The organism is Streptomyces qaidamensis, from assembly GCF_001611795.1.
Classification (GTDB): Bacteria; Actinomycetota; Actinomycetes; order Streptomycetales; family Streptomycetaceae; genus Streptomyces; species Streptomyces qaidamensis.
Genome location: NZ_CP015098.1, coordinates 4,955,829 through 4,969,370, shown reverse-complemented (window position 1 = coordinate 4,969,370; position 13,542 = coordinate 4,955,829). Strand labels below are relative to the sequence as shown.

The 13,542-nt window shown below is 70.1% G+C and carries 11 protein-coding genes; 3 read left to right on the top strand and 8 right to left on the bottom strand.

Annotated features, from left to right (window positions below; genetic code table 11):
• Nucleotides 1-81: 81 nt before the first annotated feature.
• The 8 genes from A4E84_RS22085 to A4E84_RS22050 all read right to left on the bottom strand — a co-directional run bounded on the left by A4E84_RS22085 (nt 82) and on the right by A4E84_RS22050 (nt 11,609).
• Entirely contained in the window at nt 82-1,044 is a 963-nt protein-coding gene (locus tag A4E84_RS22085) for an AurF N-oxygenase family protein (RefSeq protein WP_237304976.1), read from the bottom strand.
• Nucleotides 1,045-1,105: 61 nt separating this feature from the next.
• Nucleotides 1,106-2,365, bottom strand: coding sequence for an ATP-grasp domain-containing protein (locus tag A4E84_RS22080; protein WP_062931552.1), 1,260 nt, complete (start codon nt 2,363-2,365; stop codon nt 1,106-1,108).
• Between the two features lie 53 nt (nt 2,366-2,418).
• On the bottom strand, nt 2,419-7,395 hold the full coding sequence (locus tag A4E84_RS22075) for a non-ribosomal peptide synthetase (protein WP_062928251.1): 4,977 nt from the start codon (nt 7,393-7,395) through the stop codon (nt 2,419-2,421).
• Nucleotides 7,396-7,409: 14 nt separating this feature from the next.
• Entirely contained in the window at nt 7,410-8,195 is a 786-nt protein-coding gene (locus tag A4E84_RS22070; protein WP_062928250.1) for a thioesterase II family protein, read from the bottom strand.
• A complete protein-coding gene (locus A4E84_RS22065) occupies nt 8,192-8,413 on the bottom strand; it encodes an MbtH family protein (RefSeq protein WP_062928249.1) in 222 nt (73 codons plus the stop codon). Before A4E84_RS22065 ends, A4E84_RS22070 begins: the two co-directional genes overlap by 4 nt.
• A 2-nt stretch (nt 8,414-8,415) precedes the next feature.
• A complete protein-coding gene (gene sbnB / locus A4E84_RS22060; RefSeq protein WP_062931551.1) occupies nt 8,416-9,411 on the bottom strand; it encodes a 2,3-diaminopropionate biosynthesis protein SbnB in 996 nt (331 codons plus the stop codon).
• An 11-nt stretch (nt 9,412-9,422) separates the two neighbouring features.
• Complete coding sequence (gene sbnA, locus A4E84_RS22055) at nt 9,423-10,472, bottom strand: 2,3-diaminopropionate biosynthesis protein SbnA (protein ID WP_062928248.1); 1,050 nt, start codon at nt 10,470-10,472, stop codon at nt 9,423-9,425.
• A gap of 138 nt (nt 10,473-10,610) precedes the next feature.
• Nucleotides 10,611-11,609, bottom strand: a complete 999-nt coding sequence (locus tag A4E84_RS22050; RefSeq protein ID WP_062928247.1) for a helix-turn-helix transcriptional regulator — start codon at nt 11,607-11,609, stop codon at nt 10,611-10,613.
• Between the two features lie 197 nt (nt 11,610-11,806).
• Between A4E84_RS22050 and A4E84_RS22045 the strand changes: the two genes are divergently transcribed.
• From A4E84_RS22045 to A4E84_RS22035, 3 genes are all read left to right on the top strand, one after another.
• Complete coding sequence (locus A4E84_RS22045) at nt 11,807-12,049, top strand: hypothetical protein (RefSeq protein ID WP_159029604.1); 243 nt, start codon at nt 11,807-11,809, stop codon at nt 12,047-12,049.
• A gap of 159 nt (nt 12,050-12,208) precedes the next feature.
• Nucleotides 12,209-12,397 carry a hypothetical protein gene (locus A4E84_RS42360; RefSeq protein WP_062928245.1) on the top strand — a complete coding sequence of 63 codons (189 nt, stop codon included), beginning with the start codon at nt 12,209-12,211 and terminating at the stop codon, nt 12,395-12,397.
• A gap of 50 nt (nt 12,398-12,447) precedes the next feature.
• Nucleotides 12,448-13,509, top strand: coding sequence for a ParB/RepB/Spo0J family partition protein (locus A4E84_RS22035; protein WP_062928244.1), 1,062 nt, complete (start codon nt 12,448-12,450; stop codon nt 13,507-13,509).
• Nucleotides 13,510-13,542 lie beyond the last annotated feature (33 nt).

Here is a 13,542-nt window from a genome sequence, read left to right as displayed (position 1 = left end):
TTCCGGGTTCGGAAAACAGCCGCCGATAGGCAGAGAACACGAGTACACCTCTTGCGTCAAGAATTGAAGATGCGTAAGGAACTACTGAACGTCGCCCCAGTCCCAGTCCACTTGGCCGAGCAGATCCATATCGGCGAGGAGACGGCGAAGGCCGCTGAAGTCGCGCACGAGATTCTTACGGCCGGCATCGTACTGGACCTCGGAGATCATCTTCTCGGCGCCGGAGACGTCATGCAGGGCCAGGATCTGCCGCCACGTCCCGTAGTCGTTCGCGACGAACGCCTCCAGTCCGGTCATCATGGTCTCGACGAAGAACCTCTTCTGGTCCTTGGAGAGGAATGCGTAGACGGTTTTGGCGAGTTCACCGGTGATGGACGAATGGCAGATTTCGTCACGGTTGTGCAGCTGTACCGTCGTCGAGTTGATGACCTGGATTTCCTTGTCGTCCGACAGCAGGTGCAGATAGGCACTGATCGACGTCTCGGAGACCGTTGCGAACGCGAGAGTGGTGAGCTTGCGCTCCCAGGACTCCGAGCATGCGTCCCGGAGTTCCGCGAGACGCTGGACGATGTGCGGGGCGGGCAGCACGGTGTCGGGGATCCCGATCAGCCGCTTCTGCCGGGTGATGGTGCTGGCGTTGAGGTGCATCAGCGTGTGGTACTGCTCGTCCACCATGGCCTGGGCGAGCGACTGTTCGAGCGCGGGGCCGCCCAGGGACGGGAACTCCCCCTCGATGACGTAGGCGAAGGCCGGATTCACCACGCGCTGCTCGGCGAGGACGGTGTGCTTGTTGTAGGCCAGCCAGGCCCAGCTCAGCATCCGGCTTCGGAGTTTGGGATCGAGGCCCTCCCACACGGGGTGGCCGGCGAACGGGACGAGCCGTTCCGGGTAGTCCGGCCGGCCGGTCTCGAACAGGTCCTCCAGTTCGGGTTCCTTGCGCTTCACCGTCGCGCGCCGGTGCCAGTTGCCGGCGAGGCGCGTGATGACCGCGTTCTCCACCGGATGCGTCGGGTCGAACGGCGGGAAGCCGGGTATTTCGATCAATTCACAGGTGCTGTTCATTCGGGCCTCTGTCGTGTGCGGGTGCTGATCGGTCGGAGCCGCTTCACGCGGGCTGTGCCACGTCGTAGAAGCCGGGGCCGTCCAGGTAGCAGAGCGCGTTGAAGTCGCGTTCGACGACTTCCGCCGACGGGTGCGCGAAGCCGACGGCCATGGTCTTGGTGGAGTCGTCGACGGTCCGCACGATGGAATCGCCCGGCTGCACGAAGATCTCCGTGTTGTTGAAGCTCTCCATCTCCCGGACGACGTCGAGCAGGGGGTAGGAGACGAGCTTTCCCGGCTGCGGTGCCGTCGGCCAGGACACCGATACGTGCTGCCGCAGGCGGTAGGGGCGCCGGTGTTCGGCGAGGAACCGCTCCGGGTCGAGATAGGCCTGCACGGTCCACCCGATCTGCGACTCCCCCGCTCCCAACTCGGCGTAGTACGGGGTGTTCGCCCCGGCGATCCGGGCGCCCACCTCGACCAGGCAGGGCCCTTCGTCGGTCACGATGATCTCCAGGTGCGCCGGTCCGTGCCGGATGCCGAGCGCGTCGAGCACGTCGTGGGCGTAGTCGACGACGGCCCGGCGGACCGGCGCGTCCTCGGGGATCAGATGACCGCCGGTGATCCGGTCCCGTACGCCGGGGACGGTCATCTTGCTGTACTTCCAGACGTCCGTGGCCCGGTGCCGGCCGTCGCGGCTGACCGTGTCCACGACGTACTCGCCACCCACCAGGTACTCCTGGACGACGGCCGCGGTGTTGGTCTCCGAGAACACCGTCGTGGCGGTCAGGATGCCGCGCAGCGCGGCGGCCGACTCCTCGGGGGTGTCGCAGACGGTCACGCCGTCGTTGGCGGCGCTGCGCAGTGGCTTCACCACGACCCGGCCGCCGACCTCGCGGTGCCAGTCGACGAGGGTCTGCTCCTCCTCGACCAGCTTCTGCCGGGCCGCGCGCAGTCCCGCCGCCCGGACCGTCTCGGTCATCACGAACTTGTTCCGCCGGGCCGGGGAGAGCCGGCGGCCGTTGGTGGGCACGGCGAGTTCCTCGCTGAGTGCGTCCGCCAGCTCCACCCCGTACTCGCCCGCGGCGATGACCGCGACGGGCCGGTGTGCGGCCACCGCCGCGACGGTCTCGCTCAGCACGCCCCGATGGATGATGTTGTCGCTGAAGGCCCGGGTGTCGAAGTCGCCCTGGTAGCACCTGGGTACGTCCTGGGTGCTCTGCACGCGGACGACGGCACAGCCCTGCTCCATGAACGCCTCGGCCAGCGCGTAGCTGGAGGGGTACGCGTCGACGAGGACGACACTGCTGTCGGTGTTGCTCATGCTTGCCTTTCTCTGCATCGGTCCGCCCGGAGGGTCTGCGGGGTAGTCGACGGTCACGACTCCTCTTCCAGGGCTTCGGCGAGGCCCGCGACCGTGGGGTGGCGGAAGACCAGGACCGGTGAGACACGGCGTCCGAGCCGAGTGCTCAGCCGCACCGCGACCGCGGTGACGGCCAGCGAGTTGCCCCCGGTCTCGAAGAAGTCGGCGTCGGCGCCGATGGGGTCGTCGATGCCGAGGACCTCCTGCCACACCTCGACCACGAGCAGCTGCTCCTTGGTGATCTCCCGGTCGGTCGCCGGCTCGGCGGCCATGGCCTGCGGTGCGGGCAGGGCGTCCCGGCTGACCTTGCCGTTCGGGGTCAGCGGGATCTCGTCGATGACGGTGCAGGACTGCGGCACCATGTACGACGGCAGCTGCTCGGCGAGGTGCTCCCGCAGGTGCGCCCAAGTGAACGGCGCCGCCGGGTCCGCCGCGGCTTCCGGGATGACGTACGCCGCCAGCTGCTCGACACCCGTGGCCGTACGGTGCACGGCCACCACGCAGTCCGAGACCGCCGGGTGCGTGCGCAGCACGGACTCGATCTCCCCGAGTTCGATGCGGAATCCGCGCACCTTGACCTGGTGGTCGTTGCGGCCGAGGAAGACCAGGTTCCCGTCGGGGAGCAGCTGCACGACGTCACCCGTGGCGTACATGCGTGCGCCGGGCTCCTCCGCGAACGGATCGGGCAGATAGGCCTGAGCGGTCCTGGCCGGCTGCCCCAAGTAGCCGCGGCCCACGGCGATCCCGCCGACGTACAGCTGTCCCCGGCACCCGGGCACGACGGGCCTCAGCTGCGGATCGAGGACGTACAGGCGGGCGTTGTCGGTGGCCTGGCCGAACGGAACGCTCGGGCGGTGTGCGTGCCGGTCGATCAGTTCGGTGGTGATCGGGCAGTACGCGGACGTGACGGTCGCCTCGGTCGGCCCGTACTCGTTGAAGACCTGGCAGCCGTCCGCGGTGACCTCCAGGATGCGGCGCGCGACGTCGTGCGGCACCGCCTCCGCCCCGGTGAAGACCAGGCGTACGGAGGCGAGTCCGCCCGCGGGGTCGTCGGTCGCGTCCAGCAGGATCCGCATCTGCGACGGCGTGGCGTTGAGGGTGGAGATCCTCCGTTCGCTCACCTCTTTCAGGAAGGCCTCCGGGTCGTACGCCGCGGTGGAGCTCGCGAGGTGCAGCCGGGCTCCGGAGACCAGGCACTGGAAGATCTCCCACACCGAGTTGTCGAAGGCCACCGAGTGGTTCAGCAGTGCGCTGTCCCGCTCGGTGAGGCGGCACAGCCGCTGGTTCCACTCAAGGAACGCCGTGATGTTGGCATGGGTGATCGCCACGCCCTTCGGCTTGCCCGTCGACCCGGACGTGTAGATCACGTACGCGAGATGGTGCGGCTCGGGCTGAGCGCCCCCGGCCGCGAGCGGCTCGGCCGGCGCCCCCGCCTCCGCCTTCGCGGTGACGGGTACGAGCGTCACGGACTCGGGCAGCAGCGCCGACGACGCCTGACCGGGGTCACCCACCACGAGACGCACACCGGAGTCGTCGAGCAGATGCTGGATCCGGTCGGCCGGGTAGCCGGGGTCGAGCGGCACGTAGGCGCCGCCGGCCTTCAGCACCCCGAGGAGCGCCACGACCATCTCCACCGAGCGCTCCAGGCAGACGCCCACCAGGCACTCCGGACCCACGCCCCTGGCGCGCAGCGCCCCGGCCAGCACCTCGGCACGGCGGTCGACCTCCGCGAAGGCCAGCGACTCGGCATCGCCCACGAGGCACACGCCGTCGGGAGTCCTGCGCACCTGCGCGTCCCACATCCGCACCAGGGTGCTCGGCTCGGGCAGGGGTTCGGCGAGGTCGCCTCGGGCCAGGGCACGCAGCTCCTGCCCGGACAGGATCTCCAGCTCGGACAGCCGGGCCGTGCAGTCGCCCACCATCTGCTCCAGGACCCGTACGAAGTGGGCTCCGAGGCGCTGGACGAAGGCACGGTCGAACAGATCGGTGGCGTACTCGATCGAGACGGACAGATCACCACGGCCCACGGCGTGGTCGGTCACGTCGAAGGCGAGGTCGAAGCGGGCCGAACCGAGTCGTCCTTCGAGCTCCTTGCGGTCGTAGACCTCGGTGAGAACGCCGGCCGGAGCCTCCTCGTCGAGGGCGAACAGCACCTGGAAGAGGGGGTTGCGGCTGAGGTCCCGCGTCGGACAGAGCTGCTCGACGAGCTTCTCGAACGGCAGCTCCTGGTGGGCGTAGGCGCTCTGCGCGACCTCGCGGACCCTGCCGAGCAGTTCCCGCCACGACGGGTCACCCGAGAGGTCCGTACGCAGCACCACCGTGTTCACGAAGTAGCCGATGAGGTCTTCGACCTCCGGCCGGCGCCTGCCCCCGACCAGCGTGCCGACGGCGACGTCGCTCTCGTCCGCGTACCTGCCGAGCAGCACCTGGAGAGGTGCCAGCAGCCCCATGAACAGGGTGACGCCCTGCGCACGGCACAGCTCACGCACCCGGTCCGCCAAGTGGGCCGGGACGCGGAACAGTTCACGGCTGCCGCGGTGCCCGGCGATCGGCGGCCGGGGCCGGTCGGTGGGCAGTTCGAGAGCGGGAACGCCGTCGAGCCGCTGTCGCCAGTAGCCGAGCAGCCGCTCCAGCTCGGCCTCGTCCAGCCGCTCCCGTTGCCACTGCGCGAAGTCGGCGTACTGCACGGGCAGAGAGCTCTGCCGGGGAGAGCCGCCCGCCCGCAGCTCGGCGTAGAGGTCGCCGAGTTCGCGCACCACCAGGTCGAGGGACGTGCCGTCGGAGGCGATGTGGTGGAGGGTGAGCAGCAGGAGATCGCGCTCCGGCATGCGCAGGAGGTCCGCCCGCAGGAGCGGGGCCTCGTCCAGGGCGAAGGGGACGCGGATCCGCTCGGTGAGCAGCTCGTCCAGCTCCTCCTGCGAGGTCTCCCAGCAGGTGACCGGTACCGCTGTCGCGGCCCGCGTCTCCGGCTGGACCCGGCCGTCGATGGCCGGCAGCGCGGTACGGAGTACCTCGTGTCGGGCCACCACGGCCGACAACGCGTCTTCGAGCACCGGCACGTCGGCACGGCCGCCCGGGAAGGCCAGGACGAGCGGCAGGTGGTAGGCGGGGACGGCGCTGTTGAGCTGCTCGAAGATCCAGATGCGCTCCTGGCCGAAGGAGAGTTCCGCCCTGGTCGCCGGACGGATCGGCTCCTCCTGCTCTACCGGGAGGGTCCCGAGCGCCGCGGCCAGACCCGCCGGGGTCGGGTGGGCGAAGACCGCCTGTACGTCGACCGGTACGCCGAGCGCCTCACGCAGCCGGGCCACCGCACGAACGGCGGTGAGCGACTGCCCGCCCAGGCCGAAGAAGTCGTCGTGCGGTCGGACGTCGGACACTCCGAGGAGCTCGCTCCAGATCCGGCAGACGGTCTCGGTCTCCGGGCCCGGCACAGCCTCGTCGGCCGTGGGCCGCGCCTCTCGGATCCGCTCGTAGGGAGCGCCGCTGAGAGCGTTGCGGTCGGCCTTGCCCGCGGGCGTGCGAGGCAGGACATCGAGCACCGAGTACCCCTGCGGGACCATGTAGGCGGGGAGCGTTTCGGCGAGATGGTCCCGCAGTCGGACCGGCAGGTCCCGGGGTGCGCTGTGGGCAGGGACCAGATGGGTCACCAACTGGGCTCCGCCGGTTGCTTGGTGGTCGACGACGACCACCGCGTCCGCGACGTGTGGATGGCGGCGGACGCTCGCCTCGATCTCCCCGAGTTCGATGCGGTAGCCGCGCACCTTCACCTGGTGGTCGTTCCTGCCGAGGACCTCCAGGCTTCCGTCGGAGGCCCAGCGGGCGAGGTCACCGGTGCGGTACAGACGCTCTCCCGTACCGCCGAAGGGGTCCGGTACGAAGCGTTCGGCGGTCAGCGCCGGGCGGTTCAGATAGCCGCGGGCCACCGCCTCGCCGCCGATCCACAGCTCGCCGCTGACGCCCGGAGCGACCTCGTTCCCGTGCTCGTCGACCACGTGCAGGCGGGTGTTGGACAGCGCGGCGCCGACGGTCACCCGTCCCCCCGCGGTGTCGATGCGGCCGGCCGTGGCCCACACCGTGGCCTCGGTCGGCCCGTACAGGTTCCACAGCGTGCCGCCGGTGGCCAGCAGGTCCCGTGCCAGCTGGGGATCCAGCGGCTCGCCGCCGGAGAGCAGGACCTTCCCCCGGCCGGCCCGCCAGCCGGAGGCCACGAGCATGCGCCAGGTCGTGGGGGTCGCCTGGACGACCGTGACTCCCGCTTCTTCGATGGTGGCGGCGAGCAGTTCGGGGTCGGTGTTGGCGGCCTGCGGCGCCATGACGACGGTCGCGCCGAGGGTCAGCGGGAGGAAGAGCTCGAGTGTGGAGATGTCGAAGGAGAGCGGGGTGAGGGCGAGGACGCGGTCGTCCCGGGAGAGACCGGGGCGCTCCGCCACGCTCTTCAGGAACGAACTGATCGCCGCGTGATCGATTCCTACGCCCTTGGGCAGCCCGGTCGATCCGGAGGTGTAGATGACGTAGGCCAGGTTCCGCGGACCGGCCGCCTCACCGGCCCGCGCGGTGAACTCCGCCGGGAGGCGGCTGCCGTCGGCCGCCGTGATGTCCTCGACCAACAGGACGTCCGCGGCCGCGAAGGACTCACCGGCGTCGGCTGCCCGGGCACGATGCTCGGCGTCACACAGCACGAGCTCCGACCCGGAGTCGGTCCGCATGTACCGCAGGCGGTCGGCGGGGTAGCTGGGGTCGAGCGGCAGATAGGCGGCACCCGACTTCAGGACGCCGAGCAGTGCCACCACCATGTCGACCGACCGGCCGAGACAGACGCCGACCAGCGACTCCGGGCCGATGCCGCGCGAGCGCAGCTCCGCGGCCACGAGCGTGGCGCGCCGGTCGACTTCGGCGTAGGTGGCGTGTTCGTCGCCCGCGACGACGGCGATGGAGCCGGCGGCCGTCGCGACCCGCTGCTCCCACAGTGCGACCAGAGTGGTCGGCGCCATGAACTGATCCTTTCTCAACCCCGGACGGGGGAGGTTTCTCGACCCCGGACTGGAAGGGTGCGCGCTATCGATTCGGCGAGCTGCTGCTCTGTGTCGCGTACGTAGAGGTGATCTCCCGGGAACATCCGCAGCTCGAACGCGGCGGAGGTGTGGGCGCGCCAGGCGGCCAGTTCCGGCTCGCGGACCGAGTCGTCCCGGTCGCCGCCGAACACGGTGAACGGGCAGGGCAACGGCGATGGGTGGCAGTGCTCGTACGTCTCGCACACGGTGAGGTCCGCCCGCACCGTCGGCAGCAGCAGTTCCTGGAGTTCGGGGTCGAGGCCCGCGAACTCCGAACGGGCCAGACGGGTCAGGAGATCGGCGTCCGACAGGTGGTGCAGCGGCTCCCGGTCCGGCAGCTGAGGGGCGCGCAGGGCGGACAGGAACAGCCGGGTGGGCAGCGGTGCGCCCATGTCCCGGAGGCGATGGGCCAGAGCAAAGGCGAGCAGCGCACCCATGCTGTGCCCGAAGAAGCCGAAAGGCAGCTCCGAGCGTGCGGCCACCAGCGGCGCCAGCTCGTCCACGACGGCTTCCACGGACAGCAGGGGCGGCTCGGCGAAGCGGTTCTCCCGCCCCGGCAGCTGTACCGGGCAGACCTCGATGCTGTCCGGGAAGTGCTCGGCCAGCTGGTACGAGGATGCGCCGGCACCGGCGTGCGGGAAGACGAACAGTCGGTGGCGGGCGGTCTGCCGCCGGCTGTCCAGGCCGCGCAGCCACAGCCGCTCGGCCCGGCCCGATGCGGAGGAGGTGGCCGCGCTCATCGCGAAGCGGCCTTCGCCGCGGGCTCTGCCAGGGACCTGCGGACGGAGAGCGGCGTCAGGTCGGTCCACACGCTCTCTATGTGCGCGAGGCACTCCTGCTTCGTGCCCGCCTCGCCCACCGGCCGCCAGCCCGCGGGGATCGTACGGTCGGCGAACCAGATGGAGTACTGCTCCTCGTGGTTGACCACGACGAGGTAGCGGTCTTCCGTCGCACTCATGATCAGACCTCCACGCCGGTGAAGAAGTCGCTCGCCCGATGGCCCTTGCCCGCCTCGACGAGCCGGTCGTGCACCCACTTGCCGACGGCCAGGTCCAGCACGCCGAGGCCGAACGGCGCGAAGATCGCGGGACGTCCGGGCTCACGGGTGCGGCGCCCGGCGAGGAGGTCGCCGATGGTGCCGTCGATGAAGTCCCGGTCGCCGGTGACCTGCTCGGTCAGGTGCAGCGACGTGCGCTCGCGCACCGCGTGGTCCACGTCGTCGGTGAAGTTCTGGGCGGCCAGGACGACCTCGGGGGAAAGGTCGCGCAGGGACAGGTGGAGCACCACCTGCCCGTGTGCCAGGAGCTCCGGGTCGTGCAGGTGCGGCTCACCGGCCACGGTGGTGAGCACGACGAGGTCGCAGTCGGCGAACGCGTCCTCGACGCACTCGGCGATCTCCACCTCGGCCGCGGAGTCCTCCTTGAGGACCACGCCGTAGCGCTCGGCGGCGTCCCGGTTGAGGTCGAAGAGCCGGAACGCGCCGATCTCCCAGTCGAGATCACGCAGGAACTTCCAGACATGCTGGGCGATCAGACCGGTGCCGACGATGCCGACCCGGCGTGCGCGCCGCTCACCGAGCAGGACCTCGGCGCCGAGCACCGCGGAGGCCGCGGTGCGGGTGGCGGAGATGACCGACGACTCCATGCACGCGAACGGGTAGCCGGTGACACAGTCGTTGAGGATCAAAGTGGCCGAGGCGCGGGGGATCCCGTGCTGGGTGTTGTCGGGGAAGCTCGCGATCCACTTGTTGCCCGCCACGTCGAACTCACCACCGAGGTAGGCCGGCAGGGAGATGATGCGGGAGCGGGGCTGGTGCGGGAACCGGAGGAACGAGCTGTGCGGGTTGGAGCTCTCGCCGGCGTCGTGGGCCAGATAGGCGCGGCGTACGACATCCAGGAGCTCCGGACGGCTGCCGTTGATCTGCGCGGCGACGTCGGCCGCATCGATCACCGTCATGGTCGGCGGGGTCAGGGCGTGCACGTGAGCAGTTCTCCTTCGATGTCTGACTGATGGGGCCGTGCGGGCGACGAGGACCGTGCCGCTTCCGCACGCAGCTCCCGAAGCCAGTCGGCGTCGTAGACGGTCTTGGTGTAGGCGTGCCCTCGGTCCGCGGCCAGGAAGGCGATGGTGGGGCGCGGCCCGGTGGGCCGGTTGCGCGCGAAGTAGCTCTGGATGCCGGCGTAGATGCTGCCGGTCGATCCGCCGACGAACAGCCCGTAGCGGTCGAGGAGTTCGTGGCAGCCCTCGGCCGCGCGCACCTCGGAGACGATCTCGACCTCGTCGATGAGCGCCTGCCGGCACAAAGGCGGCACGATGCTGGAGCCGATACCGGGGATCCACCGCTTCTTCGGCGGCCCCCCGAAGATCACGGAGCCCTCGGTGTCCACGGCCACCACCACGGACCGCGGAAAGGCCTCCTTGACCCGACGGGAGACGCCGGCGATGGTTCCGCCCGTGCTCACACCGACGAACAGGTAGTCGATGACGCCCGCGTCCTTGATCAGCTCACCCGCGGTGAACTGGTAGTGCGCGTCGAGGGCATCCGGGTTGGCGTACTGGTTGGGCCAGTACGCGGGCCCGCATTCCATGAGGAGTTCCTGCACCCTGGACAGGCGGGTCTTCAGGTATCCGCCCGCCGCATCCCGCTGGGAGACCTTCTCCACGTGACGGCACAGATTCCTCAGGTGCGTTTCGGTCGCCGCATTGCAGTTGGGGTCGATGACCGGCACGAACGCGATGCCGAGCATGCGACAGTAGAAGGCCAGCGCCAGGGCGAAATTCCCGGACGACGACTCCACCACCATGGTGTTCTGCTGGATGTCACCGCGGGAGATCGCCCGCTCCAGGATCCACAGTGCCGAGCGATCCTTGGTACTGCCGGTCGGATTGCAGAACTCCAGCTTGGCGACAATGTCGAGCTCGTCATGCGCCAATGGGATCAGCGGGGTCCCCGCGAGGCCGGTCCGGAGCTGTTTGACTCTCTCGACCAGCGCCTTGTCGGCATGCCTTTGAACCATGCAACGAATCTGACACGCAGGGTTCCAGGCCGACTCAAGCGGAACTCAAGCGGTCCGCGGGAACCGGTCCGCGTTCAACTGCGCAGGACGAGCGGTTGGACGGCCTCGGCATGGCCTACCGTATGCCGGGCCGGGCCTTCAGCCGGGACTGCCCGGCAGGTAGCCGAGCTGCACGGCTTGGACACCGGCCTGGAACCTGCTCCGGGCGTCGAGCTGAATGAGCAGACCGGACACGGTTCTGCGCACGGTGCGCGTCGAAACACCGAGGTGGTGCGCGATGGCGTCGTCGGTGAGCCCCTGCGCCATCAGGCGGAGCACTTCGGCCTGATGAGCGCTCAGCTGCTCCGGCTCCCGTTCCGGACGCGTTCCGAAAGGCTGCGCGGACTGCCACACGGACTCGAACAGCGCGATGATCAGCGCGAGCGTGCCCGGGTTCTCCACGACGACCGCGCCGGTGCGGGTGTTCTGGCTGTCGGTTGCGATCAGGGCCGTCCGCCGGTCCACGACGATGAGGCGGTTGGGAAGAGAAGGAGTCGTACGGATCTGGGCGCCGTGGTCGACCAGCCATTCGGCGTGCGAGACGGTCGGCTGGTCGCGCCGGATGCTGTCCAGATAGATGGTGCGCATCCGGATGCCCCGGTCGAGCAGGCTCAGATTGAGCGGACGCGAAGCAGCCATGTTCGCCTGCGTCTGGGGCCCACCAGGGGCGAAGGTCAAAAACTCGTCCTGCACTTGATTGGTGAGGATTTCGATGTGGTCCCTGACGGCGTCTATGCCTTCGAGGTACTGGAAACCGGATCCCGCACCGGCCGCGTAGCGGTCCGCGAACTGCGCCATGGTCTCGGCGACCTTCGCCCGGCTCGCCTCGACACGCAGCTGGTGCGCGGCCAACTCGGCCTGCTCCTTGGCGAGCAGGGCCTCCAGGCCCAGCAAGGGGTTCACAGGACGTATCCGCGTGTGATCGTCTGTGGAGCGCCGCACCAGCGCCAAGCCGCTCAGGCGGTCAAGGGCCTTGCGTACGTCGCTCTCCGGCAGGTCGAGCTCTTTCGCCCACGAGGCGATGCCGCCCTCCGGCCGGGCCAGCATGGTCCGGTATACGGCTTCTGTAGCCGCGTCGATTCCCAGTTCAGAAAGCATGCGCCCCCCCTGTACACCTCGCCCCATGTGTACAGATCGCCCCCTGCACACCGGTCATGTGTGCGTAATGAAACGATTGGAGAGGCTACATGAACGGCCTGGTGAGGGGCTGTGACGGAGATCACTCACGGCCTTCGCGGCGGCTGTACCTGGTTCATGTCCACCTCGCGCCCCACCCCTCGGGGGCCCCACTGCCCATGGAAGCGGCGGCGGTCATCACACGGGCCGCTCCGCCGGAGACGGCGATCCTCCACGCCACGGTGCACCCCTCGGACGGACCCGTCCCGGCCGTCGGCATCTTCCTCGAGTCCGCCGCGCCGGAGCTGGCCGAGTCGGCCGCGCGCGTCGCGTGGTGGACGGCGGTCGGCATGCAGCCCCACCTCGCCGAATGGAATCTCCTCTCGGCATCGGTCGCCCTGGCCCCGGGCACCGCCTGGTGATGCCCCACCGGCCCGCTCGCGTCGAGCCGGAATCTGTCCTCATCAGGACATGGCCACTTCGCCCCTCCCGAACTCTCTTCACTCCGCCTCCGGTCTCGGATCAAACTCAGTCATCGGCGCGATCAGCGCCAAGAACTTCGTATCCGGGGGAGAAGAAAGATGACGATGCGTCGAGTTACGGGCTTCGGAACCGCGGTCGCGGCAGCGCTGGCGATGGTCCTGGGGGCGGCCGCGGCGGAGCCGGCACAGCGCACGGCGGTCCAGGCGGACGCGGGCTGGCAGTCGCCCGCCCCCGCGGCCGTGGCCGTTTCCGGACAGCAGACGGCGGACGACGCGGGCTGGCAGTGAAGCCCCACGGACGAGGCGGCCGTGGCACGCTCCGGCACGAGACGACGGCCATGCCTCACCCGGCACCCGACGGCGCGCACCTGCTCGAACTCCGCGACGAACTGGTGCGGGCCCCGGTGGAGGTCGTTCCTGTCGAAGCCTTGCGGACCGTGGGATCCCCCCGACGCACGATGGAGGGCGCGGCCCGCTCCCGGAAGCCCGCGGACGCGGGTGCGGGCTTCCCGCCCCTGCTCGTGCACCGTCCGTCGATGACGGTGATCGACGGGATCCACCGTCTTCGGGCGGCGAAGACGCACGGCCGGACCACCATCGCGGTGCGCTTCTTCGACGGCAGCGCGGAGGACGGCCACCTGCTCGCCGTGGCCCTGAACGAGGCACACGGACTCCCGCTCACCCTGGAGGAGCGCACCGCCGCCGCGGAGCGCATCCTCACGAGCCGTCCGCACTGGTCGGACCGATGCGTGGCGGACGTCGCGGGACTGTCCAGCGCGAAGACCGCCGAGATCCGTCGCCGCCTGCTCGGTGCGCCCGCGCCCGATGCCAAGCGCGTGGGCCGTGACGGCCGGGCCAGAGCGGTGGATCCGTCGCGTGGCAGGGAACGGGCCGCGGCACTGCTGCGCCGGCACCCGGGGGCCTCACTCCGGCACATCGCCAAACAGGCGGGGGTCTCCCCGACGACCGTGGCCGCGGTGCGGGACCGGATCGCGCGCGGTGACGACCTCACCGTCGCCTCCCAGCCCGCTCGCGGTGACGACCTCACCGTCGCCGCCCAGGCCGCGCGCGGTGCCGGAACCGGCAGCGCGAGCGCAGGGGTGCCCCGTACGGAGCCCCGCCCCGCGCTGCCTCCCACGGACGCGGGGCAGCCGGCCGACGCGGTCGAGATCCATCGCCTGCTGAGGCGGGACCCCTCGCTGCGTCTCACCGAGACCGGCCGGACGGTGCTGCGTCTGCTGGACGCCGGCGCGGCCGTCACCCGCGACAAGGACGCCATCGCCGCGAGCGTGCCGCCCCACTGCATGCCCGCCGTTGCCCGGCTCGCCGAGGCGTACGCGAAGAGCTGGCAGCTCTTCGCCGCCGAGATCCAGTCCATGGGCAGTGCCGGAAGGGTCTGAGACCCCGCCCGAGCGCTCCCGACAGTCAGCGCA

Excerpts from the sequence above, each read along its gene's own strand:
- A4E84_RS22080 (WP_062931552.1), bottom strand. The coding sequence starts at position 2,365 with ATGAGCAACACCGACAGCAGTGTCGTCCTCGTCGACGCGTACCCCTCC.
- A4E84_RS22075 (WP_062928251.1), bottom strand. The coding sequence starts at position 7,395 with ATGGCGCCGACCACTCTGGTCGCACTGTGGGAGCAGCGGGTCGCGACG.
- A4E84_RS22070 (WP_062928250.1), bottom strand. The coding sequence starts at position 8,195 with ATGAGCGCGGCCACCTCCTCCGCATCGGGCCGGGCCGAGCGGCTGTGG.
- A4E84_RS22065 (WP_062928249.1), bottom strand. The coding sequence starts at position 8,413 with ATGAGTGCGACGGAAGACCGCTACCTCGTCGTGGTCAACCACGAGGAG.
- sbnB (WP_062931551.1), bottom strand. The coding sequence starts at position 9,411 with ATGACGGTGATCGATGCGGCCGACGTCGCCGCGCAGATCAACGGCAGC.
- sbnA (WP_062928248.1), bottom strand. The coding sequence starts at position 10,472 with ATGGTTCAAAGGCATGCCGACAAGGCGCTGGTCGAGAGAGTCAAACAG.
- A4E84_RS22050 (WP_062928247.1), bottom strand. The coding sequence starts at position 11,609 with ATGCTTTCTGAACTGGGAATCGACGCGGCTACAGAAGCCGTATACCGG.
- A4E84_RS22045 (WP_159029604.1), top strand. The coding sequence starts at position 11,807 with ATGGAAGCGGCGGCGGTCATCACACGGGCCGCTCCGCCGGAGACGGCG.
- A4E84_RS42360 (WP_062928245.1), top strand. The coding sequence starts at position 12,209 with ATGACGATGCGTCGAGTTACGGGCTTCGGAACCGCGGTCGCGGCAGCG.
- A4E84_RS22035 (WP_062928244.1), top strand. The coding sequence starts at position 12,448 with ATGCCTCACCCGGCACCCGACGGCGCGCACCTGCTCGAACTCCGCGAC.